The sequence below is a fragment of the Psychrobacter sp. P11F6 genome, from assembly GCF_001435295.1.
Classification (GTDB): Bacteria; Pseudomonadota; Gammaproteobacteria; order Pseudomonadales; family Moraxellaceae; genus Psychrobacter.
Genome location: NZ_CM003594.1, coordinates 1,572,892 through 1,598,986, shown reverse-complemented (window position 1 = coordinate 1,598,986; position 26,095 = coordinate 1,572,892). Strand labels below are relative to the sequence as shown.

The window sequence follows — 26,095 nt, the reverse complement described above, 5'->3', positions numbered from 1 at the left end:
ATTAAGGATTTATCATGACAACAGACACAGCCAAAACGATGATACGCAAAAATATCTTCCAAAAAACCACCATAATCAGTAGCTTAGCACTGTTATCGTTGCTACCAACACTCGCATTTGCTCACCCTGGGCATGGCTTGATGGCAGCGGATGGCTCATTTAGCCTTTCAATATTGTCTGGTATATTGCACCCTTTGACTGGGTTCGACCATCTGATGTTAGCGCTGGGCATGGGCATGCTATTTACTCAAATGCACAGCTTTAAAAAAGGCTTTGTAGCACTGTTAATTGGTCTAGTAACAGGATTTGTACTGAGTTTAAGTGTGAGCTTGAACAGCCTGTTTATTGAATACGGCATTCTACTCTCCATCGTACTCCTGACCATGGCACTTATGAGCCGCTACTTTAATGTGGCATTGAATCAAAGCCACGAGATGTCCGTCAAAACTGTGTATAAATTCTTAATCATTGGCTTTGGTGCGCTTGCTATGTTCCACGGTGCAGCTCATGCAATCGAAGTGCCTGCAAACAGTAATACCGCTGGCTTCTTTACGGGTATGATTGTTGCCATGCTAGGTCTATATACTATCGGCAAAGGATTTGCCACTTATCTAAACACTCACCTGCAAGACAGTTTGATTATTCAACGTGTTATAGCTGTTGTCGGTTTATGCGGTGTGCTGTTAGGGTAACTTTGTTAATTTATACACAGAGTTGTTTAACACGGTAGTAAGTTGAAGTGGCTGGCTGTGCAGCGATCTATCATAACAATGAGTATTGATGCCATACTTACCAAAATGCACGCAGGTGACATTATATAAATTGCCTTATGCCCCTGAGCTTATGACAGCTCTTAAAGAAACTCTTAAAGAAATAAGGCCGCTCAAGCGACCGCTTAGCTCACAGCAGGATTAGCATTCAAAAAGGTTTGGGCTATAAGAAGCTTTAGATAATAAGTAAAAATGGTCATCAGAGAAAAAGGACAAATTAATGTCCTTTTTCTGGCTTTTGGTTTACTCAATGCTTACCAGCTAAAGCCCATACCCATGCCACCAGAGTTCTCATCTTTTGTGAAAGCACCACCGAGACTAAAGCTGGTATTGGGATTAATGACACGCTGATATCCTAAGGAAACCGCTTGCTCAGAACCCTGAAAACCTGCGCCCACGCCTATACGGTTCTTACCTTGTAGACCTGACGTGCTGGTTGCCATGTTTAACATCGCAGCACTCATCGCACCTTGACGATCAAAACGATCATCAATTTCCTTAAAACGCTGTCCATTGTCTTGCAGATAATTGTGAATAGAGTCATTTAGAGCATTAAATTTAGTATCAGTATAAGTGTTCGAGGTTTCGATAGCGCTTGTTTTTGCGTCTTGTAACTGACTGACATTGACTGCGTCATTATCAGCGGTACCATTAGCAACATTGATAATCTGACGCTGGTTAAGATCCGAACCAACCGACACTGTGTTTTCACGGTTAGAGCTAGAGTCATTGCCGAGTACCACGGCGTTTTTTGCAGTAGTATTGACATTATTACCGAGCACAAAAGTATTGTCGCCAGACACGGTATTATTATTGCCCATACTATAGCTGTTATTGCCACTGACCGTACTTGGATCGCCAATCGCACCTGAATGATTTCCAGTCACTTTATTACCAGTGCCAATGCTGATAGCTTGCTCGCCGATTGCTTGAGCACCATCTCCCATTGCAATAGATTGCTTGCCCTGCGCCGCCGCGTTAGCGCCTAAAGCCATTGCGTTGTCTCCACTAGCAATCGCTTCTGCAGACGTACCACCATTGATGCTTAGGTATTTATGCTGTGCAGCAATGTCCTGTTTAACGATTAGCACCTGATCATTTGTATAACTTTGTGACAATGCTAGAGTCTCGGTGGCTTTGCCATCGGTGTAGCCTTTCGATGCGGTTAAAGTCTCGGTTGCTTTGCCGTCGGTATAACCTTTGGAGGCGGTCAAAGTCTCGGTTGCTTTGTCGTCGGTATAACCTTTCGATGCAGTCAAAGTCTCGGTTGCTTTGTCGTCGGTATAACCTTTCGATGCAGTCAAAGTCTCGGTTGCTTTGTCGTCGGTATAGCCTTTGGAGGCAGTTAAAGTCTCGGTTGCTTTGTCGTCGGTATATCGTTTATTTACCGCATCTGTATCATTTGTTGCATCTGCCACGTTAGTGATACGTTTTTCGAAACCCTTGCTACCAACTGAAATCGTATCTCTTTCATCTGCAATGGAGAAACTACCGATGGCGGTTGCGCCTGTCGCAGTTGCTTGGCTATTACTGCCAAACACGCTGCTGTCTGTACCTGATGCGGTATTCTGATAACCAACTGCAACACTGTAGTCACCCTCTGATGTATTTTCAAAACCGATGGCACTACTGTCTTCACCTGATGCTGTATTATTATAACCGACGGCACTGCTATTTACATTCGAGGCGGTATTTTTATAGCCAATTGCACTGCTATTTATGTTCGATGCCGTGTTGTTATAACCAAATGCACTACTATAACCCTCTGAGGCGATATTATTAGATCCTATCGCACTGCTATTGATACGCGATGCGGTATTGTTATAACCAACGGCACTACTGTACTCAACTGAAGCTTCATTATTAGCGCCTAACGCACTACTATAATCACCTGATGCTGCATTAGTATAACCAACCGCACTGCTATAACTACCCGAGGACTTATTGAAAAACCCCACTGCATTGCTAGAGTTACCTGTTGCTTCATTTGCATAACCTAGCGCACTAGTCGCTTCATTTGAAGCTTTATTGTTAATACCTAAGGCACTACTATTAATACCGCCTGCTGCATTATTTATTCCACAGGCTAGTGCAATTGCACCTCTTGCCGTACTTCCTCCAGAAACAGGATCCGTTACGCATACCACGCCTGCCCACACTGTCGAACCACTGATCGCTGCGATACTGAAGGCAAGCCCTTTTAGGGTCAACATCTTATAGTCATTTGAGCGAGCTATTTGGGCGATAGTGCCAGTCGTGCCGCTGGTCTTACCAGCGCTCTTAGCATTTTCAGATACCACCACTATACAACCTAGTGATTGACTCCAAATCTTTTTAAATACTTTATTCATAGCTCGATCCATAAGTCCAAAAACTAATCGTCGATAAAATCAAGGCTATCTATGTCACTTACTATGCCACTTACATTAACCATGCTCATAAATGACAACTGTCATTTATTAAAGCACAAAGCTAACATACCTGTATATTTATATTAAAGGATATTTAATCTTCAGGGCTGTCTTAGATAAGCAAAATAATCTGGGATAGTTTTATGGGAAAATAGCGTTATGAGTAAGATTCACCCACCCAAACGCTCACTGCACAGTGAGTATAACGATTGTTATATCGATAAGAGTGAGCGCGTCTGGTAGGATTGCAAGTGCCGTTATGGCACTCGCAAGGTCTGGCAGCAGATCAACCTGATGGCGTATCTAAGGAAATTTGGAATGGCATAGAGAGTGTTGAACAAGTAACCCTTGAGTGGATGGACTGATTTCATAACCCAAACAATCCACCTAAATGATTCACTCACGTAAATCATCCACGACCGCCAACATAGCCACTAATGAGGCTTCCCCTAATTTCATAGAGCGCTCTGGTGACCAACCCGTATCCGCATCGGGGACATTATTGTTGTCTATAAATGGCATCTCCAAGGTATTGGCAAGGCAGTCAAAACGTTCGGCAACCCAGTGAGTGGCAAGCGTCATGTTCGCAGTACCCGGTGCATCAACGTCATAGCCCTCTTCCATCTGAAAGTCGGCACTGGCGATCTTTAACACTTCTGAGAATCTATCGCGTAGACGTGCGAGGCGGTCACTATAATTTGGTGTACCCTGCGAGCCAGCAAGGAACACAAAAGGTATTTCTTCATCACCGTGCACATCATAAAATAGATCAACACCCGTCTCTTCCATTTTATTAATGACATGAAAGACTTCTGGGCTGGTTTCCAAACTTGGATTTGACCAAGCACGGTTTAGGTTAGTACCAACTGCGTTGGTACGCAAATGACCTCTCACGCTGCCATCTGGGTTCATATTGGGCACGATGTAAAAGTTAGCTTTATCTAATAATAATTTACCCGTGGCATTATCACCATCTAACAGGCTATGCAGTAGACCATCGACCAACCATTCGGCCATCGTTTCACCAGGATGTTGACGTGCCGTAATCCAAATATTGCGTTTAGGCGCATCGTTATTGCTAGCGCCATCACTAATTTTGACTAAGATTAAATCGCGCTTATCAAGGGTTTCTCCCAAATGCTGTAACGTCACTAATGGATGCATTTGCACCGCTGCTAATAAATCTTGATGACGCTCATCACTGTAAGGGGCAAAAAAAGCAATTTGAATGGTTTCACATTCCAACTCTGCCGTTATGGTTAGTTTGCCGTCTTTATAAGAAGTTGGCAGACGAAACCAATAGTCGCGATCGTACGACGCCACCGCTTGGTAATTCTCCCACCCTGCAGGAAATGCCGCACCCCCTGCATTCATGATATTGAGCACATATTGCTCGCCAACCTGACCTGTCAGGCGAAAATTAAACCACTGAAAAAACTCACCACCGACGTCCGGACGAATAGCCAATTGGATATTTTTTTTATCTTCTAAATTAATAACCTCAATATTACCAGCATCGAAATTAGCAGTGATATGCATAAACTTTCCTTAATTGTTTTTTAGATATCTTAGTGAGTATCTGTAAAATACTTGAGCATAAACGATTAAAAACAAGCACGATAGAGAAGCTAACAAATCATCTTAAAAAATAGTAAAAATAATTATTAATAGTTGTAGCATCGCTGCTTTTTTTAATTAAAAGAACGTAAAAACATTCCAAGCATTATGACAGACATAGCATTAGCTAATTTTTTATATTTATCACATTGCTGAATGAATGTGTCAGATTTTGGATATTATAGCTCATAATCCCATATAGCACTGTTCATCATATATAGTACTATTCTCTATAGCTACAAAAGCCACTCAACTGGTAACCACCCTATTACTGTCAAGATAATGTTAAGCAGGGTACTTTGTCCAGGCTCCGAGACGCTCATCGATCCAGTATAGGAATCGATCCAGACGAGCCTTCCATTACGCTGCTCTAATCGCCAAGTAAGACCAACCATGCCCTCGTCAAATGCTTTGTGCAGTTTCTGTGCCATCTGTTCACTGTTTATCATTAAACCCATTTCAGTATTGAGAGCAGTCTAACGGGGGTCAAAATTGAACGAGCCAATAAAAATGCGCTTTCCATCTACCGCAAAGGTTTTTGCGTGAAGGCTGGCTTTTGACGATCTGAACGCTCCTAGATGGTCAGCGGGTGCACCAGACGCAGCTTGGCTACGTAGCTCAAAAAGGCTGACGCCACTTTCAAGCATGGCCTTGCTTTGTTGTTATTTTATTAGCTAGCGAGCTGAAGCTTTTTTACGTTACCCATAAGTGCGCTAAGATTTTTCTCAAGCTTACTTTTTTCTAGCTTCATTCTAACGACAACCTTAATAATCTCATCTGCTATCTCTTTATTGCCTTCAGCCACTGCCTGCTGCAATGCTAGGCCTTCACACATAATAGCAACCCTTAAAGGCTCGATCTTATAAATAATACGGTTGATAGATTTATGCAGATCCGACTGTCTATAGCACTCTTTTACCTTAGATGATTTATATAAGAGACTGTTTTTATCACTTTTTGCGCGGGCTAACGTCTCGATATAATCAGCCGCTATCTTGTCAGCATAATCATCTTGAATACCAATCTCTAAAATATTTTTTACTAATATGATATCGATTTTTTCTAATTCAGTCTCTTTAATGGCACTTTTTAACATTTCAAACAGTCCTTCGTAAATGTTGGGATTAGGGTTGAATTAAGTGGTTATCGCGTATAAAAAGCAAAGCCATCGGCGTCACTATAATTAGCACGTGGATTCGTTGTTTGCGCACTCTTATATTCATACTCGTATAAAAGTTACTTTCACAACCATGCCAATCAATCCGTAATTGAGCTCACTCAAGAATATTTATATAATGATACACTTATGTTCATTCTAACCTAAGAGTACAAGTGTACACAATAGACATTCAACCCTTTTGATACAAAGGTTATGAAAAGCGGCTATCAAACCGCCATAGATTGATATTTATTTTGAGAATAGTACTGTTGAGGTCTATCAAAATGATGAGGGTAAACAACTCCCTCACTATTAGGAATTGTTTAATGACGCGTGGATTCGTGCTGGACATATCTAAAATAGATTGATGAAATATTTACAAAGCAAAGAATGAGCTACTTTTACTAAGAAGGGAAAATCACTGGCTCATCGCCATCTTGCCAAGGTTGAAACTTGGTCATGGCTTGTATAAATAATGGATGCACTAGCCAGTTTTTTAGCCATATTTGCAGCTTCGGATAAGGCAAACTGTAAAAAACGTCGCGATCTACATGAGCAAATTGGCGGACAAATGGCATAATACTGATATCGGCAATGGTCACACTGTCTCCTAGCAAATAAGTATTTTTAGTAAGCAGTGCTTCTAAAGTCTGTAGAAATGCTTCACCTTTTTGCCGATATTCTGTTTGGGTCATTTCAAGATGACGGTCAGCATATTTATAGCGATCTAGCCAATGCTTAAACTCCTGATCGTTTTGCTCAATTAACGTATTACCTTGATACAAAGTCTTAGGGTTCATCAGCTCTTGTGGATCTTGCTGTTCAAGCGCCCACTCCATTATTTCCCGACTCTCTTCAATCACAACACCATCAGCGAGCTGTAAAACGGGCACGGTGCCTTTTGGGCTAATCGCTAGCATTTTGGCAGGTTTGTTTTTTAAGGTGATCTCCCGTAGCTCTACTGGCAACTCGGCAAACAACAGGCCGAGACGCGCGCGCATGGCATAAGGACAGCGACGAAAAGAGTAAAGACAAGAAAGGGAGTAAGCAGTCATATATTTTTTCACAGTTAAAACGAGATCAGTAGCCTTAGAGTCACTGACATCAAGAGTCATTTAGTTTCGTTACTGATCTCTATTAAGGGTTGGTAAAATTAATACTTCAAAGCATTGAACAAAGCCAGTATCATAGCGGCATTGAAAAACCTTTACCTTATTTATTATAAACAAAAGGAAGATATAGTGTCGCAGGCTCAGACAACTATCACAGAAACACCTAATCTCACAAAAGATCAGAACTCTGTATTAAAGATTCTTACGATCATGGGTTACTTGGAAGGCACGTCCTTTTTATTACTACTTTGCATCGCCATGCCCTTAAAGTACATGATGGGTATTGCAGAAGCGGTCACCTACATAGGGATGGCTCATGGCGGATTGTTCATCGCGTATATTTTAATGCTGTTGATAGCCACTACCAAAATAAAAATGCCGCTTTGGGCGATGCCAGCAGGGGTACTCGGATCCTTTTTGCCCCTTGGTCCGTTTATATTCGATCATTTATTAAAAAAGAGCTTGAATAAAAAAGCTTAAAACCCCTTCAAAGTAATGTCAAATGACTTACTGAATATGACGAACATTGGTGATTTTAAGATATAGCGCTATTTAAGCGCTGGACGGTATGTATTAATGACTGATCATGATGGCTGATTATAGTTATTCGTCAGTCATTAATTTTCCTATAAAAACTATCCACTTACTGCGACTGGCACTTTACGAATCAGCCATAAAAAGTACGCACCACCAATGATAGCCGCAATCGTACCCGCAGGCAGCTCATAAGGGAAAATGACATAACGCCCAATCCAGTCTGCTATTACCATCACCCCTGCGCCTAACAAAGCCGCTAATGGCAATTGGCGCTCAAGCCTTACCGCACCAAGTGACGTCGCCAAATGTGGCACCATTAGACCAATAAAGCTCAATGGCCCAACCGCAAGCGTACTGGCAGTACTTAGCGCCGCCACCAACACCAATAACGCGAGTGTCACTGGTGTCACTGCCACCCCTAAATTACGAGCGACCCCTGTACCCAAACCAAGCACTCTTAAGGGTTTGATAAGCAGTAAGCTGAGGGTGAATAAGATGAGAGCAATGCCGATAAGATACCACACGGTGCTAGGTTGAGCGCTATAAGTGGTTCCAGACAACCAGCTAAGCATCGCTTCTAGGCGTGGATCGCCAGACAGCTTGACCATGTGCATCACCCCATCCATCATCGCGGCAATACCAATACCGACCAGTAATAGATAGCCAGAGCTTACCTTACGTGCCAGCCAAATAACCAGCAATAATACAGCCATTGCTCCTGATAGTCCTGAGATTAATAAAGTACCAGCTCCGGCAGATAGTCCTAAGCTTGGTAACAGTAAAAACCCTAAGATAACCCCAAGCGCCGCGCCCGAGCTCACACCCAATACTTCTGGACTTGCCATCGGGTTGCGGGTGAGCGTTTGCAATAATACACCAGCGATGGCCAACATCAGACCTGTTGCCGCAGCGCTCAAACTGCGCGGTAGCCGATACTGCTGGGTGATCGCCCAATCGGTACTTAGTCCCCAGCCACTGACGTCTTGGACAAAAAGACAGGCAAGCATAATTATCATTACCACGCCAAGAGTCCAGCGCCACCATGCCACAGGTGCATGCTTGCCCGTTAGCATTGGAGTCACTGTTTCTATCCGCTCGCGGCGCTGACGCAAAATCAGCCAAATAATCAGTGGTGCACCGAGAATACCCGTCATCGCCCCTGCTGGAATTTGCATATTTAGTATGGGTTCGAGTAATAAAGCAACATTGCTAGTCAACCATAAAAGCAGCGCCCCTAAGACAAAGGCTGCAAGCAGACGTTTGCTAATAGAAGCAACTCCCAACGCATTAACCAGACTGGCAGCGCCAAGACCGATAAAACCGATTAGACCAACTTCGCTAACCACCAAAGCGGTAACGACCGCCACAATAAGCACCACCAATGCACGTATACTGTTAATCGGCACGCCCAAGCGCTTGGCTTGTGAGTCATCGAGACTCATCAAGGTTAATGGTTTTAACAAAGGTAAACAGACAACCGCCATCACGACGGCCGTTATCGCTAGCATCGTACTGGTATGCCAGCTATTCTGTGCCAAAAATCCCGCCGCCCATGACAGCATGCCATTACTACGTTCAGCAAAAAACAATACCAAGACATTGGCAACGGCGGCAAGTAGAATGTTTACCACCAAGCCTGCCAATATTAAAATGAGCGGATTAAAACGACTGGGTGCTGACAATACAAAGACCAGTCCCATACTAATAAGCGCGCCGACAAAGGCCACATAAAGTCCGCCATAAATCGCTAAACTTGGCAAAAACAAGGTCACAATGAGCATGGCCAATTGCGCACCAACACCGACGCCCAATGTGGTGTCTGACGCCAATGGGTTTTTGACCAATTGCTGTAGCAAAATACTGACAACCCCAAGCAGACCACCTGCCAATAGCGCCACTATACTGGTCGCCACTATATGCAGCTGTGTCGCAAGACTGATGATATCCAATTGCGAGCTTGGAATAAACAAATCACTGAGTGGGCGTGTCCATTCCTGAGCGATTAATGCCCACGTGCTCCATACTGACAACACCACAAGGATAATCATTACTGCCCAGATGCGCCATGTATCTGCAAATACCGAAGGTGATTTCCGAGGTAATTTTGGTGCTGGATTGGGAGGTTTTTGCATGAGCTTAGAGTGTTGCTCTGATGGTGTTTTCAATGTGGGCGACTGAGACGCTGCAAGTGAAGTCATAGGTTTGACATAATCAGTAGTATTATTGGTATGAGAGTGATGAGTCTGTGCGGCAGTATTAATAGTCATGATGCTGCCCCACCTTTTAATGTCACTGTTGATAAATTATTTGCTAAGCCGACCAGTGACGACATGCCACCATAAATCCATATGGGCGGCAGCTCACCCACGCAGCGCTCATCGCCATAGCCTAGACGCTGCCAAACCAAACTGTCTTTAATCTCAGCTCGGGTTATCGGGCTTAAAGGGTCGATGATTAATAGGCAGGTCTCATTATCCAATTGAGCCAAGTCGCCCATTCGAATAGGGACAAACCCCCATTGATTGCCTTTGCCTAATACATCCAGCTCTCTGCCCATCTCTTTTAGCACGGGCTGAAACAAACTATTTTTGACATACATGCGCATGTTATTGGCATCAGCAAACTGCACAACGGCAAATCTCTTTACTTTTGGATAGCGCTGCTGCAGACGCTCACTTGCCAGTTTGATATCTGTCTGACTTTTTGTAATATAGCTTTCAGCCAAGGCTGGTTCATCAATTAGCTGTCCCAACTGACGAGTTGGCTCAGTATAATCTGCCCAAGTTGCAGTATCACCTTTGGCGGCGAACATGACTGACTCAGAGGGCACATCTCCATAGAGATTGCGGGCATGCTCATAAAAAAAGTTATCGACGACCAAATCGACAGGCAATTGGGCAACCAATTCCGCATTAGGCTGATAGCGAATGCCCAAATCAATGATTGAGGTTGGCAATTCAGGCGTACCTACCCATCTGTCCCACACCCTCACATCACCCGTCGCTATCGGGGGGTAACCCATGGCGGTCAAGGTTGCCGCATTGCCCCAATCAGGTGAGACTATATTGATGTTAGCGTTATCTACATTGCCCACTTGAGCGTCTTTTTGTGACGTTATTGGTTGGTGACAGGCCGTCAGCACCATGCTCAGTGTTAAGCTTGCTATAAGCGGCAACCACTTATATTTACTGATAGTGAGATTTGAGCCAGCTTTTATAAAAGGTTTTATGGCTATTAAAGAGAACAGAGATTTATAAAGAGCTGGAAACATGGCGGCCTATCTTTTGCGCGAATAAGAGAAAATAAGAAATGAAAAAGATGAAACAAATACTAGGGCATGCCCTCATTTTAAAAATGGTTATAAAAATTTAACCATTTTTAGCCTACTTATTCATTTTCGTTCACATTGATGATATGCCCTACTAGGCAACAGCGACTGGCTGCCCCGTTATAGGATGACTAAGCAGCTGCATATCGACGTTAAAAATCTTGTGCAATACTGTCGGTTGCATGGTGCTGCCGATATCACCGTTATGGCAAATACGACCGTTTTTTAAGGCGATAACTCGATCGGCATACTGCGCGGCCAAATTAATATCATGCAAAATGATAACCACACTCAAGCCCTGCTCATCCACCAAACGACGGATAAGCTGGATAACTTCAAGCTGATAGTGCATATCAAGCGCGGCTAATGGCTCATCAAGTAATAAATATCTGGTGTCTTGTGCCAGACACATAGCAAGCCAAACGCGAGCGCGCTCGCCACCTGAAAGCGTGGCCGTAATGCGGTCAGCGAACGCCTCTGTTTGGGTGATGCGCATGGCTTCTATTACTTTATCTTTGTCTATTTGGTTGGGCTTTTGCAGCCATTTTTGATGCGGATAACGTCCTAACATGACCAGCTCACGTACTGAAAACCCAGCGGCTTCTGGTAGTTGCTGTGGCAAATATGCCATTTGTCGCGCCAGCGCTTTGCTACTGTAATCACTGATACGGCGCTCATCCAAGCTGATACTACCGCCATTACTTATCATCTCGCCTGCCAGCGCTTTGATTAAAGTCGATTTTCCTGAACCATTATGTCCAACCAAAGCGACCAATTGGTTGCTATCAATCTCACAGCTTACATTGTCTAGTAAGGTATTACCTTGGCGACTGATGGTCAATTGGTTTGCACGTAACATATCTGTACTCATCATTAATTTAAATCGTTGTGTTTATATTGGACAGCCAATAAAAACCGATTTTACTCGTAAACGATAATAAAAACAATTATCATTAACTTAAAATGCCATTCTTTTTATTCCCATACGCTGTTACTTGATAAGTATATATACGACCGATTTTCTTTTATCTGTGACACGCAACCCTTAAATACAAGCATAATTCTTTATCACTTTTATCCTCTTAATCATTTTTGAACTCGCACAAACCATTACTCAACTCAATGAAGAACACTTCAATAAGTTGAGATAAGCTAATTGGTTTTTTAGTCGCTTTTATTTCTTTAACCACCAAAGAGCTATCTAGTACCAACGTCAGTAACGACTATCTATGCCGAAACAATGGCTGTACAAGTATTATTGAAAGACACAAAAAAACGTCTGCTCAATCTCTTGAACAAACGTTTTTAATCCCCTGTACAGCACCTACTACTCAACTTAGCAAGCTACAAATCTGGTATATCATGCTCCACATCCATCAGCTTGTCTCAAATGATTGCAAGGGTATAAATAAAAACTAGGGCTTGTTGTGTTGTCTTAGAAGACTCAAGCCCTAGCGTTTTAATGCAGAGTTTAGAGACAAAAGTTTTTCGGGTCACTGATTCTTGAGGCGGCTGATGGTAATTCCCGTAAAACCAAACAATATCGTTAGTAACAGCGATAAATAACAGAAGAACGCATAAGGCAGATAATCAAGCACAGGCACGCCTAATGCTTGGCTGATAAACACACCGCACACACTCCAAGGCACTAGAGGATTGATGACCGTACCTGCATCTTCAATGGTACGAGACAGATTTTTAGGATGTAAATTCAAACGCTCAAACGTCGGACGAAAGGCAGTACCAGATAATAAAATACTCAAATACTGCTCGCCAATAAGCACGTTAATACTCAGAGCAGACATGGCAGCGGCAAATATGGCGCGTCCTGATGTGGTTAAGGTGTCTTTAATCCCTGATAACAGTGCTGGCAAAATACCCAATGCTGTGAGCAAGCCACCAAGACTGAGTGCCAATATCACAATCGCTTGAGTGAAGAACATACTCTGCACACCGCCGCGCGATAGCATACCACCGACTTCACCCAGCTCTAACGATTCAGCCGGTGCATAGCCTGCAAATAAATAGCCGCCTAATTGTCCAAAGCTCGGCGAGCTGTGCAAATAAGTAATAATCAATGCTGCCACAATGGTACAGATAATCGTATAAATCGCATTGACACGAAAAACCGCCAACCCAACCAGTACCACAAATGGCAATACCGCATAACCATGTACCAAGCCACTTTCAATCAACTGACCTTGCAATACGGTTACTTGACTCAAGTCAGAGCCTGCGGTCTGCCCAGAGAAAAACCAAAAAATAATGACCGTGAGTATCCACGCTGGTACCGTGGTATACATCATATTGCGAATATGCTCAAACAAATCAATACCCACCACTGATGAAGCAATGGTACAGGTGTCTGATAACGGCGACATTTTATCACCGAAAAACGCCCCTGAGACCACCGCACCAGCCGCAATCGCCACGTTGGCATCAAAGGCATTACTCATACCAATAAAAGCCACGCCCAATGTCGCCGCGGTGGTCAAACTACTGCCCAATGCAATACCAATAATGGAGGTCAATACAAAGGCTGAAATGTAATAATACTCTGGTGAAATCAACTGAAAACCAAAATACATCAGCGTTGGAATAGCACCAGACATCATTAAAGCGGCGACCATCAAGCCAATAAAGAAGAATAGATAGATCGCACCGATACCACGCATGACACCCGATGCCATTTGCGCTTGCATGTCATCAAAGGTCAAGCCTTTAAACAGACCAATGCCTAGCAAGACACAAATAGCGAGTATCAATGATAAATGCGGTACCCAGCCAAAACCTATCATGGTAACGCCCATAATAGCGATGACAATGGCAGAAATCATAAATGCCAGTTGAGGTGAAATTTGGGTTAATATTTTTGGAGGCATCACACATCCTTAGCTTGCCAGTCAAATCTGGCGTTAGGGTTGGCTTTGAGTCGGACAAGTTTAATGAGTTGCAATAGCGATTGCTACCCTCATTATTGATCCAGCAGACTATCGGTCTTAGCTGCCATGACAAAATCATTGCGATGCAGACCTTTAATGCTGTGTGACCACCACGTAACCGTCACCTTGCCCCACTCTACCAATATGCCAGGATGATGCCCTTCTGCTTCGGCGATGTCTGCTAATTGGTTGGCAAACTCCATCGCCTTGACGAAGTTTTTGAATTTATATGGACGTTGTAATTGCTTGATGCCATCAACCTCGATCAATGACCAATCTGGAATTTGCTGTAATAGCTCTTGTGCTTCGATGTCGCTGACCGTTGGCGCGCCAATGCGGCACACCTCACAGCTGGCTTGTGATAATGTCGTCATTATAATGTCCTTTTATGTTAACTATTCGTTTTTTTAATACTGTTATGTTTAATACAGTTACGTCCATGTTGACGCTGTCATTTACGACTACATCATTCAAATGATGCCGTTTGTCTTAACCATGCATTAGGCGTTTTTTACTGCATAACTAGGCTCGAACAATCCTAGCGACATGGCTTGTTTGACCATTCCCATGATATCGCTATTGACGATATCAAATAATGTATCCAAATCATCAATGACATAATAAATCGGCTGGATATGATCGATACGATAAGGGGTACGCAACACATCAAGCAAGTCAAACGCTCGGTGCTCTGGTTGATTTTGCGGTTGATGCTGAGGTTCTGCTTGCTGCTCAGAACCAGCATTGAGTGCATACACCGTCTCAGACGGTGAGCTTAAGATGCCTCCGCCATAGATTCGGCGACTGCCTTTATTTTGTCCCACCAAACCAAACTCGATGGTAAACCAATAGAGCCGTGCCAAAAACCACCGTTCTTCTTTAGTGGCATTAAGACCCAACTTGCCATAAGTTTCATTGAACGTCGCAAAGGCAGGATGGGTCAAAAGCGGACAATGTCCAACGATTTCATGAAAAATATCAGGCTCTTCAATATAGTCCATATCATCAAATCGACGGATAAAAGTTGCCACTGGAAAGGATTTATTGGCAAGCAATTTAAAAAACTTACCAAAACTGATTAATGCAGGGACAGCGGCAGTTTGCCAACCAGTGGTGGCTTGCAATACTGCATCAATATCTTGCAGCTGCGGAATACGCGTAACGGGCAAATTCAGTTTTTTTAAACCGTCTAGATAGGCTGGGCAGGCACGGTTAGGTATTTGTTCGGCTTGACGCTCAAGCAATGCCTGCCACATACCATTTTCATCATCACTATAGTGAATATGACCATGGCTATCTGGCTGATGCGACACGTAAGGTTGTTTTTTAGGCATAGAATCCTGCTTTTTATGAGCAGAATTATCGTGACTGGCATCAGTGCCTAGCGTTTTGCAAGCAACGCTGTTGGCACCGATAGCTTTATTAACAGAATTCGTATGTGGTAGGCGTTCCATGCCTGTATTCCTTTTATTGCCATTAGCGCTCTGAATGGCACTCTGAATTTTGCTAGTCGTTTTCAATCATGACTGAACCATAGCCCAGTCATCGCATTGAACACATGGCATTACAGAGCGCAGTGATTATTAGGGACAAGACAAACTCCTTTTGCCCTGCCCATTTATTTTATGGATTTTTCCCTAAATGTAGAGGCGCTTACGGTGTTTCAGTTTCTGGCTGACCAACCGTGCCACGACGGACTTGATCGCGCTCAATGGATTCAAATAGGGCTTTGAAGTTACCTTCACCAAAGCCATCTTCGTAATCACCTTTACGCTGGATAAACTCGAAGAAAACAGGGCTACCTAAGATAGTTTCAGAGAAAATTTGTAGCAGCAGACGCGGTGTGCCGCCTTCAGTGGTGCCATCTAATAAGATACCGCGCATCTGTAGCTCAGAGACATTTTCGCCATGATTTGGTAGACGCTCACTCAGCATTTCATAGTAAGTCGCAGTTGGAGCGGTCATGAGCGGGATACCCGCTGCTTTTAACTTGTCGATGCTGGCAAACAAATCATCGCTGGCTAAAGCAATATGCTGAATACCTTCACCGTTGAAATGCATCAAGTATTCTTCGATTTGACCGCCGCCCTGCTTTGACTCTTCGTTCAATGGAATACGGATTTTGCCATCAGGCGCTGTCATGGCTTTACTGGTCAAACCCGTATATTCACCTTTGATGTCAAAAAAGCGGATTTCGCGGAAGTTAAATATGCGCTCATAAAAGTTTGCCCAATAGGCCATACGACCACGGTAGACGTTATGGGTTAAATGGTCGATGACTTTAAAACCATGCCCGACAGGACGACGGTCTACATCAGCAAAAAACTCGAAATCGACGTCATAAATAGACTCACCATCTTTATAACGATCGATGAGATAAATCAGTGAGCCACCGATACCCTTAATAGCAGGCAAGCGTAGCTCCATCACACCAGTTGGTACGTCTACTGGCTGTGCGCCCATTTCGATGGCACGCTCATAAGCTTTTTTAGAATTCTGCACACGAAAGCCCATGCTACAAGCACCAGCACCATGCTCTTCAACGAAATAGCTGGCTTCGCTTTTTGGTTCACGATTTAGAATAAGATTGATGTCACCTTGACGGTATAGCGCCACATCTTTTGAGCGATGGTTGGCGACATGGGCAAAGCCAAGCTGTTTGAACAGTGCGTCGACCGCATCCGGTTGAGGTGAGGCGAATTCAACAAAATCAAACCCATTTAGGCTCATTGGGTTGTCAAATAAATCTGCCATTGTAATCATCCTTAATTTCAATTGGTGGTAAAAATGCAATAAAAAATGTCTTCAATCAATAATTCTTATTGACGATGTATTTATATTAGATTAGGTTCATTTATAAGACTAATTGTTTTTTATGATTTATTTATCAGGTTTACTTATGAATATCAGCATTCGCCAATTAACCGCTTTCATCCAAGTCGCTGACAATGGCAGTTTTACCCGTGCCAGCGATCAGATGCATTTGACCCAATCTGCCGTTAGCGGCTTGATTAAAGAGCTAGAGTCCAGCCTCGGTATTGTGCTGTTCGACCGTACTACCCGCCAGTTGTCGTTGTCGGTAGTAGGACGGCATTTATTGCCGCAAGCACGGCGTATATTGAATGAGATGCAGCTGTTTGAAAATGAGGCGAGCAGCTTAACAAGCTTGGCGCAAGGTCAAGTCCGACTCGCTGTTTCGCAGTTTGCAGCCTCCTCTATGCCAGCGGTCATCGCCCAATTCTCCAAACAACACCCCGAGATTGGCGTATCGTTATTAGATTGTTCAGCAGAAAACTTACTCAGACATATTCAGGACATTGAAGTAGATTTGGGTGTCGGTACTGAGCTTGGTTTTATGGAGGCTGAGGACGATATCAATGCCGATTTGTTATATCAGCTACCATTTTGTGTGGTGATGCCTGACAACCATGCGCTGGCACAAAAACATGAAATAACGTGGCAGGATTTATTAGACATTCCTCTCATCACGCTGCAAGGCCCTTTCATTGAACAAGTGACAACCGAGTTGGATGACCAGATCGCCAGCCATATCCAACAGGCACGTTACAAGGTCAATTTTATGTCCACCGCGCTTGAGATGACCCGTCAAGGCTTCGGCATTACCTTATGTTTGCCCTATATGCCCGAAGTCATCGACTGGGTTAGCGCCAATGGCTTACAAATGAGGCCGCTGGCACAACCCGTTAAAATGCGGCAGTTTTTTATCTATCAGCGTTCTTCTCGTGCGTTATCGCCTGCTACCATTGCTTTCAAAGACTTCTTGCAGAGCTATTTTTCCAGTCATTTTAATGACTTACAGCATACTTAAGTATCGCTGACACAGATATGATCGGTGCTTAAAAAGCCTTGATACACAATGGTTTCAATCAACTATTTTATTAATTATGCAAGATAATTGAATCTCATATTGAGTTCACCGTCAATTTGCTCTATGATTTTTGGCGGCTTGATTTATATTTCATAAGGAAACAACATGTTTGAACGTATCGACTATTACGCTGGTGATCCAATTTTAGGGCTGATGGAAAAATATACAGCAGATAACAATCCTAAAAAGGTCAATTTAGGCATTGGTATTTATTATGATGAAAATGGTGTATTGCCCGTACTTGACTGTGTAAAAACAGCCGAAGAACGCATTGCCGATCCTATTGCGCCGCGTCCATATCTGCCGATGGCAGGCTTACCAGGACATCGTAAAGGCTGTCAGGAACTACTGTTCGGTAAAGACGCGCAGATTTTAAAAGATGGTTTGGTCGCTACTATCGCTACGATCGGCGGTTCTGGCGCGTTAAAAGTTGGCGCTGAGTTCATCCATGAATGGTTCCCACAATCTAAATGCTATGTGAGTGACCCAACATGGGGCAACCACATTGCCATTTTTGAAGGCTCTGATGTCGAAGTGGGTAAATACCCGTACTACGACAAAGCCAACAGCAGCATCAAGTTCGATGAAATGATTGCGTTTTTTGAGACATTGAACAAAAATGATGTGATCTTGCTGCATCCTTGTTGCCACAATCCAACAGGTCTAGATTTGACCCGTGAGCAATGGGATACCGTGCTGAACGTCATTCAAGCGCGCGAACTGATTCCATTTATGGATATTGCCTACCAAGGCTTTGGCGAAGACATGGACAGCGATGCTTATGCGATTCGTAAAGCTGTCGATATGGGCTTGCCATTGTTTGTCAGCAACTCATTCTCTAAAAACTTATCACTATATGGTGAGCGTGTCGGCGGTCTATCAGTTGTTTGTCCAACGGTTGACGAGACAGAGCGCGTCTTCGGTCAGCTGAATGCTACCGTACGCCGTATTTACTCAAGCCCGCCATCACATGGTGGTCGTGTGGTCGATATCGTCATGAACGACGAAGCACTACATAAGCAATGGGTTGGCGAAGTTTATGCGATGCGCGATCGTATCAAAGCCATGCGTTTACAGCTAAAATCAGTGTTAGAAGCCAAAATCCCGAACCGCAACTTTGACTATATTACCCGTCAAAACGGCATGTTTAGCTTTACTGGTTTGACGCCTGAGCAAGTCGAACGCTTACAAAGCGAGTTTGGCATTTACATGATTTCCAACTCACGTATGTGTGTGGCTGGACTGAACACCAGCAACATCGACTATGTGGCCAATGCCATGGCAGACGTCTTGAAAGACTGAGTGAGCACGCATTAAAACGGTGCGGTAGTCAGTAATAGCGATTCACAAAAAGGTTGAGCGAGTGCTCAGCCTTTTTTTATGTCCTGCGTTTTTCCTATTTGTTTTACCAAAGAACATCAACGTCCCTAGTATCACATCTCTTTTAAAAAAACACTGCACAAAAACCCTTGCAATCTCCACTTTGATAAATTACATTATGCGTAAGTAGTTAATTATAACGTAATTCATTATATGCTTTAGCAAGGAGCAACCTATGTCAAAGATTGACAACAGCCTCACATCCTTTATCGATATCGCCGCTGATTCTGACTTCTCCATTCATAACCTGCCTTATGGTATTTTTAGTGATACCAAAGACGCTGCTGATAATAACAAACGCCGAGCTGGTGTGGCTATCGGTGAGTACGTATTGGATTTGGCCGTGCTCGAAGCAGAAGGTTTACTGAGCTTAGAGGGCGGTCCATATTTTGATCAACCAACGCTAAACGCTTTTATTGATTCAGGTCGAGACAATTGGACTCAAGCACGCTCAACCATCCAAACCCTCCTATCTAGTGTCAGCGACGCCTTGCGTGATAATCAAGACTTGCAGAAAAAGGTATTGTTGAAGCAAGCAGACGTCACCATGCATCTGCCTGTTCACGTCCCAGGTTTTACCGATTTCTATTCGTCTAAAGAACACGCCACCAACGTCGGCACTATGTTCCGTGATCCAAACAACGCCCTACTACCTAACTGGACTGAAATGCCAGTCGGCTATAACGGACGCGCCAGCACCGTCATCGTCAGTGGCACTGAGGTGATACGCCCGTCTGGTCAATTAAAGCCAAACGCTGACGACCGCCCTATTTTCTCAGCCTGCAAGCGTTTAGATTTTGAGCTTGAGACTGCTTTTGTGGTTGGTAAAGGTAATAGCATTGGTCAACCAATTGCAGTAGACAGTGCCTTTGAGCATATTTTTGGCATGGTTTTGCTCAACGACTGGTCAGCCCGTGACATTCAAAAATGGGAATACGTGCCTTTAGGGCCATTTAATGCCAAAACCTTTGCTTCTGAAGTCTCGCCTTGGATTGTGACTATGGATGCGTTGGCACCTTTTAAAACAGCATGCCCGATTCAAGAGCCAAAACCATTGGCATATCTAAACGAAAAAGACAGCAATAATAGCTATGACATCAATCTATCAGTTGAGTTATTGCCTGAAAACTCAGATAGCGCCACTGTGGTTTGTGAGACCAACTTCAAGCACATGTATTGGTCAATGGCGCAGCAGCTCACCCACCACACCATCACTGGCTGTAAAGTGGAAGTTGGCGATATGATGGGCTCAGGGACGATTTCAGGACCAACACTAGATTCTTATGGCTCAATGTTAGAGATTGCTTGGAATGCGACCAAACCTGTCACTTTAAAAGGCGGCGAGACCCGCAGTTTTATTGAAGATGGCGACACAGTAATCATGAAAGGCTATAGCGAAAAAGACGGCATTCGTGTCGGGTTTGGTGAAGTACGCGGCAAAGTACTGCCCGCGCTTAACTTTGATTTTGACAAATAGTCTAGAAAAAATGTGAGCATAGTGGTTTTGAGCTGCCAAGCAACCATCGACCTATAGTCAATTGGTACTGGCAGCCTATTACTCACTGCATTCCCTATCAAAAGGAGTTTGATATGAGCTTTAAAATTGAAAAAATCCATCATGTGGCTTATCGCTGCAAAGACGCTAAAGAAACCGTTGAATGGTATCAAAAATACCTAAACATGGACTTCATCCTTGCATTCGCTGAAGACCACGTGCCTTCGACCAAAGCCTTTGATCCTTATATGCATGTATTTTTAGATGCTGGTAATGGCAACGTATTGGCGTTTTTTGAAGTGCCCAATCAGCCTGAAATGGGTTTTGATCCGAATACCCCAAATTGGGTGCAACACTTAGCCATGAAGGTAAAAGACCGTGATGCCTTAATGGCAGCAAAAAAGCATTTAGAAGAAAATGGTATTGATGTGGTCGGCGTGACCAATCACGGTATCTTTCATTCTATCTATTTCTTTGATCCTAATGGCCATCGTATGGAACTCACCTACGATGATATTACCTCAGAAGAAAAAGTCTCGATGATTACTGAAGCCATGAAGTATGAGATGTTAGAAGAATGGTCACTTACCAAACGCGCACCGGCGCATACCCAGTTTTTACATGCAGAGGAACTGGCTGAAGCAAGAGAAGTCGCGCCTGTCGGTGAGTGATTGACCTGTTATTGTGTTCGCTATCTCTTTTTATATGACTAATTAGGGCGTACCATCATTTTAAGACCATTAAATGTATCAATATACTAATTGATGATACGTCCTAGGTAGCGAACAATATCTAACCATCATGAAAGGATTCAATGATGAAAATAAAAACCCCTTTAGGAATACTCTTAGCGACCTCGATCGCAATGACTGGTTGCTCTAATAATGACCCAGCAATAAACGCTGATGTAGATACAGGCGATGCGACTACTCTAAGATTCTCACACTTTATGACTGCCAATGACAACATAAACACTGAAGCATTGCAGCCATGGGCAAAGAAAATCGAAGAAGAATCAAAAGGCCGCTTAAAGATTGAGATCTACCCTTCTGCTACTCTTAGCAAACCGGGTGCTACCTATGATGCTACCGCGAAAGGTATCGTTGATATTGGTATGCAAGCGCAAGGATATACAGCAGGGCGATTTCCTTTAACTCAAATTGTAGAGCTGCCAGGTATCACAAATACTGCACAGCAGCAGAGCTGCATACTTCATAAACTGTATGATGATGGTGTCATTAAAGACGAGTACGAAGATACTCACCTACTAGCGCTGATAGGCACTGGACAAGGTGCGCTGCATACTGTAGATAAGCCTATTCGCACGCCAGCTGATATGAAAGGTTTGCGTATTCGCCAACCTTCTGCCGTTGCTAGCCACATTATCGAAGCGACTGGCGCTGCGCCCGTTGGCATGCCTGCCAGTGATACTTATACCTCGCTTCAGCGCGGTGTCATTGACGGGCTCAGCTTTACTTGGCAGCCCATTCAAGCATTTCGTCTTGATGAGTTAATCAATACGCACACCAACATTCCTTTTTATAATTCTACTTTTGTTATCAGTATGAATAAAGAGAAATATAACAACTTACCTGATGATCTCAAAAAAGTGATTGATGACAATTCAGGGGCGGAGATGGCAGCACGTGTCTCCAAAGTATTTGACGTCAGTAACGCCAAAGCAATGGCTGCCGCTAAAGAAAAAGGCGATATCATGATCGATATTCCTGACCCACTCAATGACCCAGACTGGAAAGGTCCATTAATGGAAGGCTCGCAGCACTATCTAGATGAAGTGAATGCCACTGGTCTAGATGCTAATAATGTATACGAAAAAGCAAAAGCTGCCAGTAGCGCCTGTGTGGTCTAAAGGGTGAATATCATTAAATGATATTCGGACAAAACCCCATTTACGCGATAGCCGGTCAATTTATATGCTTAAAACTTATATAGTAAAAATACCAGCTACGCAATTTGATAACGCTGCGCGATTGCTAGAATTTGCTCAACCACGTTGTGTTTCTCACTCATAGGCAATTGCTGTGTCGTTCCAATGATAGTGATGGCATATTCTAGGGGTAGTCCTTTGCTAGCAGTTTTGCCACTAACAGCAGATAGATTAACAGCGCTATTAACAAACGGCGGCAATATGACAGGAATGGTAATGGCATTAATACCCATGAGCATATCACCCGTCACTGTCGCATAGCCTTGGGTACGAATCTTGGCTTGCAAGTGACTGAAATTCTGCCATTTTTCTGTGATTATTGCTTCATTGTCTGTCTGCCATTCAGCTGTGACCAATGGCTGAATGACGGCATCTGGCTGATAACTGGCAAATAATTGCCCCGTCGCCGATGTCGTCAGCGGCATACGTGAACCGATACGAGTGATAATACTAATCGGGCTATCTGGTTCAACGGACTGAATAATAATAGGACCTTCGCTAAACCATTTGGCAATCTGCACACCGCAATTCAGGGTGTCTTTGATTTCATTAGCGATGTGCGTCAGCCGCTCTAAAATATTGTTTTGACTAAATACAGAGTGCCCCAATGCTGCCAATGTGTTAACCCTATCGCCTAGCCCGTAGCGACCATCATCAAGCTTACGCGCATAGTTTTTACGAATGAGACTGACCAAATAGCGGTGACACTTTGCTGGATGCATTTGCATCACTTGCGCAATATCTTTTAGCATCATCGGCTCGTTATGATCAATAAGAACGTCTAATACCGACAAGCCAATCTCCAGTGACTGGACGCCACTTTGACTTTTATTGGTTGTCACGGGATTTTCTAAAGGGTTTTCAGCTGCTGGCATGTTTTGCTCAATGAGTAATTTACTTGGCATATTAATCTAATATATTCATGAAAAACTGAAATGAAGAGGTAACGTCATAAGAGTTCTTTAATTGTATAACATACATTTCGTATTATTAATTATAACTGCTTATCTCATTCACAACCTACCATAATAAAAGGAATTCACAATGATGACACTTTATGGCTACTTTCGCAGCAGCACCTCGTATCGTACTCGTATCGCGATGAATCTCAAAGGCTTAGATTATGACTATATTTCGGTCAATTTAGCAAAAGATGAGCAGTTAGCAGATGCCTTTAAATCACTCAATCCACAAGGATTGGTGCCTGTTTTACAGACAGATGATTTATTACTATATCAAAGCCCAGCCATTTTAGAATGGTTAGAAGAGGTTCATCCTAAAAACCCGCTATTGCCTAAAGACGCGGCTGGACGTATGCAAGTACGAGCCATTAGCGCTATGATTGGTTGTGATATTCATCCTATTAATAACCGCCGTATCTTACAATACCTACGCAATGAGCTGGCAGTAGACGAAGAAAAAGTCATGGCGTGGTGCAACCGTTGGATGAGTGAGGGCTTTGCGGCGTTAGAGAAAATACTAGCAAAAGACAAAAGCCGTGGAAAATTTTGCTACGGTGACAGCCCTACTTTTGCAGATTGCTATTTGATTCCTCAGGTCTCTTCGGCGCGACGTTTTAACGTGGATTTAAGTGCTTATCCCAATATCGTCGAAATTGACACGCATTGCCGTACGCTCAAAGCCTTTGCTGACGCTGATCCTAGCATGCAGCCTGATGCGCCCAAGTCTCAATAAACAATCAAACAGAGTGCTTTCAGTAAGGGTATTTTGCTATTAAATGACTAGAAAATTAAATGATTAGAGAATTTAATAACAAAACGCCCTTATAATTGCTGGGCTCAGGGCTCAGACAAAGCAATCAAAGCGAATGACTGCCTGAAAATAGACAAAGCATCGATACTCTTAAGCCAAATACAGCATTCAATATTTCATCGAATCATCACTTCCACTTTTTATCTCAATATAATATTTAATATATTCAAATTATTGGTTGTATAGCAGTCAACTGTTGGCTATTCTTGGTATAGGCGTTGTTATATCTCAAATTTAGAATTAATTTTAGATAAACATACTGTTTTATACATTAAAATAAGGTTGGATATTATGAGTTATACACCTTTATCAAATAACAAAGACGCTCTACCATCCCATGCCGCTCAAGATATTTATGATTTAGCCCTATCGGCTAGAGAAGAAACAGAAACCTGTAGAAAAATTGCACCGACAGTGGTCAAAAAACTGTCAGAGTTGTCGTTATTTAGGATGGGACTGCCAAAATCGTTGGGAGGATGGCAAGGCAATCCTGTGGAAACGTTAAAGGTTTATGAGACGCTAGCCAGTGCTGAAGCCTCAGTTGCTTGGATCGTTTGGAACAATCATTTGGCCTGCACATTTGGACGATTTTTAGACGAGCCTAGCATGAAGGAGATATATAGTGACCCCTCTCATGTCTATGCCAACTCAGCACGCCCTGAAGGGATTGCTAAACAAACCGCTGAAGGATATACGGTCTCAGGTCAATGGACATTAGTATCAGGTTGTGAATTGGCAGACTGGTTTGTGCTGCGCTGCTTGGTAATATCTGAAGGCTCGCCTACGACCCTTGGACCGGGTGCAAATTTAAAGCTGTTCTTTATTCCAAAAGAAGATGTGGAAGTGATTGATACTTGGCATGTTGGTGGACTAAATGGTACAGGCAGTCATGACATCGTCATCAAAGACGCGTTTGTGCAGGAACGTTATGCGGTCGATTTTGATAGCCCTGCCGCCATCGATAATGCGTATAGCCGCCTACCAATCGGCTGTATTAATGCCGCTGGCTGTGCAGCGATGGCACTGGGTGTCTTAAAAGCAGCGACAGATGAGTTAATCCAAATTTGCCTTGAGAAAGTAACGCCCGGTAAAAGCCCAGATTTGCGTGATCGTGCAGCAGTACAAGCGACTATTGCTAAAAGCAAAACACTATTAGCGTCTAGGTGCGCACAACTACACAATAGCGTAGAGGTATTATGGAACGAAGCACAGCAACAGAATGCCTTTACCGATATACAGCTGGCTGATGTGTGGGCAGCAGCCTGTGAGGCAGCGAGAGAAGCCAGAGCCATGGTATCGGAGATTTATGCGGTCGCTGGTACGGTCTCGCTATATAAAAAACATAGAATAGAAAGAGCGCATCGAGACATTCATGCTATTTTACAACATGGTATCGTGCAGCCACATTGGATGGAGCAAGCTGGCATGGCTTATGTCGGATTGACCCCAAATGCAGCTATGTTCAGAGTATAAAATTGCTTTTATAAAAATAAGTAAGCCCTCATAGAGTGAGGGCTTTTTATCGCTTGGCTATTGAGCCAAAGAGAAACAAATCATTGGTAAAAATCATATAGTGATTACCAAATAGTGATTACCAAATAGTGACTACCAAATCATCACGCTGAAAACGTCTTCATGCTCATGTCGCAAAAAAGCAAGGCATCTGATGCCTTGCTTTTTTATGACTAATTTTTATAACTAACAAATCACTTTACTTGATAGTAGGCTTGATTG

At 43.3% G+C, this 26,095-nt stretch carries 22 protein-coding genes; 9 read left to right on the top strand and 13 right to left on the bottom strand.

What is annotated here, in order from left to right; all coding sequences use genetic code 11:
* Positions 1-14 precede the first annotated feature (14 nt).
* Positions 15-692 carry a HupE/UreJ family protein gene (locus AK822_RS06585; RefSeq protein WP_060491013.1) on the top strand — a complete coding sequence of 226 codons (678 nt, stop codon included), beginning with the start codon at positions 15-17 and terminating at the stop codon, positions 690-692.
* Positions 693-1,024: 332 nt separating this feature from the next.
* Here the strand turns inward: AK822_RS06585 and AK822_RS06580 are convergent, their stop codons facing one another.
* The 5 genes from AK822_RS06580 to AK822_RS06560 all read right to left on the bottom strand — a co-directional run bounded on the left by AK822_RS06580 (position 1,025) and on the right by AK822_RS06560 (position 7,012).
* Complete coding sequence (locus tag AK822_RS06580) at positions 1,025-3,121, bottom strand: ESPR-type extended signal peptide-containing protein (protein WP_060491012.1); 2,097 nt, start codon at positions 3,119-3,121, stop codon at positions 1,025-1,027.
* A 456-nt stretch (positions 3,122-3,577) separates the two neighbouring features.
* Positions 3,578-4,720, bottom strand: a complete 1,143-nt coding sequence (locus AK822_RS06575; RefSeq protein WP_060491011.1) for a M14 family metallopeptidase — start codon at positions 4,718-4,720, stop codon at positions 3,578-3,580.
* 554 nt (positions 4,721-5,274) lie between these two features.
* On the bottom strand, positions 5,275-5,445 hold the full coding sequence (locus tag AK822_RS15045; protein ID WP_205628065.1) for a phospholipase D-like domain-containing protein: 171 nt from the start codon (positions 5,443-5,445) through the stop codon (positions 5,275-5,277).
* A 23-nt stretch (positions 5,446-5,468) separates the two neighbouring features.
* Positions 5,469-5,894: a hypothetical protein gene (locus AK822_RS06565; protein WP_060491009.1), complete on the bottom strand. Its 426-nt coding sequence runs from the start codon at positions 5,892-5,894 to the stop codon at positions 5,469-5,471.
* Positions 5,895-6,361: 467 nt separating this feature from the next.
* The gene (locus AK822_RS06560; protein ID WP_087945694.1) at positions 6,362-7,012 is read right to left on the bottom strand and encodes a glutathione S-transferase; all 651 of its coding nucleotides are present in this window, start codon (positions 7,010-7,012) and stop codon (positions 6,362-6,364) included.
* Between the two features lie 186 nt (positions 7,013-7,198).
* Here AK822_RS06560 and AK822_RS06555 point away from each other — a divergent pair, with 186 nt between their 5' ends.
* Positions 7,199-7,549, top strand: a complete 351-nt coding sequence (locus AK822_RS06555) for a DUF3817 domain-containing protein (protein ID WP_060491008.1) — start codon at positions 7,199-7,201, stop codon at positions 7,547-7,549.
* Between the two features lie 155 nt (positions 7,550-7,704).
* Here AK822_RS06555 and fhuB read toward each other — a convergent pair whose 3' ends face one another.
* From fhuB to hppD, 7 genes are all read right to left on the bottom strand, one after another.
* Positions 7,705-9,873, bottom strand: coding sequence for a Fe(3+)-hydroxamate ABC transporter permease FhuB (gene fhuB / locus AK822_RS06550; RefSeq protein WP_228139074.1), 2,169 nt, complete (start codon positions 9,871-9,873; stop codon positions 7,705-7,707).
* Positions 9,870-10,877, bottom strand: coding sequence for an ABC transporter substrate-binding protein (locus AK822_RS06545; RefSeq protein ID WP_087945580.1), 1,008 nt, complete (start codon positions 10,875-10,877; stop codon positions 9,870-9,872). Before AK822_RS06545 ends, fhuB begins: the two co-directional genes overlap by 4 nt.
* A gap of 151 nt (positions 10,878-11,028) precedes the next feature.
* Positions 11,029-11,793, bottom strand: coding sequence for an ABC transporter ATP-binding protein (locus AK822_RS06540; RefSeq protein ID WP_060492203.1), 765 nt, complete (start codon positions 11,791-11,793; stop codon positions 11,029-11,031).
* Between the two features lie 634 nt (positions 11,794-12,427).
* Positions 12,428-13,816, bottom strand: a complete 1,389-nt coding sequence (gene nhaC, locus AK822_RS06535; RefSeq protein WP_060491007.1) for a Na+/H+ antiporter NhaC — start codon at positions 13,814-13,816, stop codon at positions 12,428-12,430.
* 92 nt (positions 13,817-13,908) lie between these two features.
* Positions 13,909-14,250: a 4a-hydroxytetrahydrobiopterin dehydratase gene (locus AK822_RS06530; RefSeq protein ID WP_060491006.1), complete on the bottom strand. Its 342-nt coding sequence runs from the start codon at positions 14,248-14,250 to the stop codon at positions 13,909-13,911.
* A 126-nt stretch (positions 14,251-14,376) separates the two neighbouring features.
* Positions 14,377-15,330 carry a phenylalanine 4-monooxygenase gene (gene phhA / locus AK822_RS06525; RefSeq protein WP_060491005.1) on the bottom strand — a complete coding sequence of 318 codons (954 nt, stop codon included), beginning with the start codon at positions 15,328-15,330 and terminating at the stop codon, positions 14,377-14,379.
* 199 nt (positions 15,331-15,529) lie between these two features.
* Positions 15,530-16,630 carry a 4-hydroxyphenylpyruvate dioxygenase gene (gene hppD, locus AK822_RS06520; RefSeq protein WP_045447873.1) on the bottom strand — a complete coding sequence of 367 codons (1,101 nt, stop codon included), beginning with the start codon at positions 16,628-16,630 and terminating at the stop codon, positions 15,530-15,532.
* A gap of 145 nt (positions 16,631-16,775) precedes the next feature.
* Between hppD and AK822_RS06515 the strand changes: the two genes are divergently transcribed.
* The 5 genes from AK822_RS06515 to AK822_RS06495 all read left to right on the top strand — a co-directional run bounded on the left by AK822_RS06515 (position 16,776) and on the right by AK822_RS06495 (position 22,510).
* Positions 16,776-17,705 carry a LysR family transcriptional regulator gene (locus tag AK822_RS06515; protein ID WP_060492202.1) on the top strand — a complete coding sequence of 310 codons (930 nt, stop codon included), beginning with the start codon at positions 16,776-16,778 and terminating at the stop codon, positions 17,703-17,705.
* Positions 17,706-17,870: 165 nt separating this feature from the next.
* Complete coding sequence (locus tag AK822_RS06510; protein WP_060491004.1) at positions 17,871-19,067, top strand: amino acid aminotransferase; 1,197 nt, start codon at positions 17,871-17,873, stop codon at positions 19,065-19,067.
* Between the two features lie 253 nt (positions 19,068-19,320).
* Positions 19,321-20,622 carry a fumarylacetoacetase gene (gene fahA, locus AK822_RS06505; protein WP_060491003.1) on the top strand — a complete coding sequence of 434 codons (1,302 nt, stop codon included), beginning with the start codon at positions 19,321-19,323 and terminating at the stop codon, positions 20,620-20,622.
* Positions 20,623-20,735: 113 nt separating this feature from the next.
* Positions 20,736-21,311: a VOC family protein gene (locus AK822_RS06500; protein ID WP_060491002.1), complete on the top strand. Its 576-nt coding sequence runs from the start codon at positions 20,736-20,738 to the stop codon at positions 21,309-21,311.
* Positions 21,312-21,457: 146 nt separating this feature from the next.
* Positions 21,458-22,510: a TRAP transporter substrate-binding protein gene (locus tag AK822_RS06495; protein ID WP_060491001.1), complete on the top strand. Its 1,053-nt coding sequence runs from the start codon at positions 21,458-21,460 to the stop codon at positions 22,508-22,510.
* 95 nt (positions 22,511-22,605) lie between these two features.
* Here AK822_RS06495 and AK822_RS06490 read toward each other — a convergent pair whose 3' ends face one another.
* A complete protein-coding gene (locus AK822_RS06490) occupies positions 22,606-23,493 on the bottom strand; it encodes an IclR family transcriptional regulator (protein WP_228139073.1) in 888 nt (295 codons plus the stop codon).
* Between the two features lie 142 nt (positions 23,494-23,635).
* Between AK822_RS06490 and maiA the strand changes: the two genes are divergently transcribed.
* On the top strand, positions 23,636-24,283 hold the full coding sequence (maiA, locus tag AK822_RS06485; RefSeq protein WP_205628077.1) for a maleylacetoacetate isomerase: 648 nt from the start codon (positions 23,636-23,638) through the stop codon (positions 24,281-24,283).
* 369 nt (positions 24,284-24,652) lie between these two features.
* On the top strand, positions 24,653-25,834 hold the full coding sequence (locus AK822_RS06480) for an acyl-CoA dehydrogenase family protein (RefSeq protein ID WP_060490999.1): 1,182 nt from the start codon (positions 24,653-24,655) through the stop codon (positions 25,832-25,834).
* Positions 25,835-26,095: the final 261 nt, after the last annotated feature.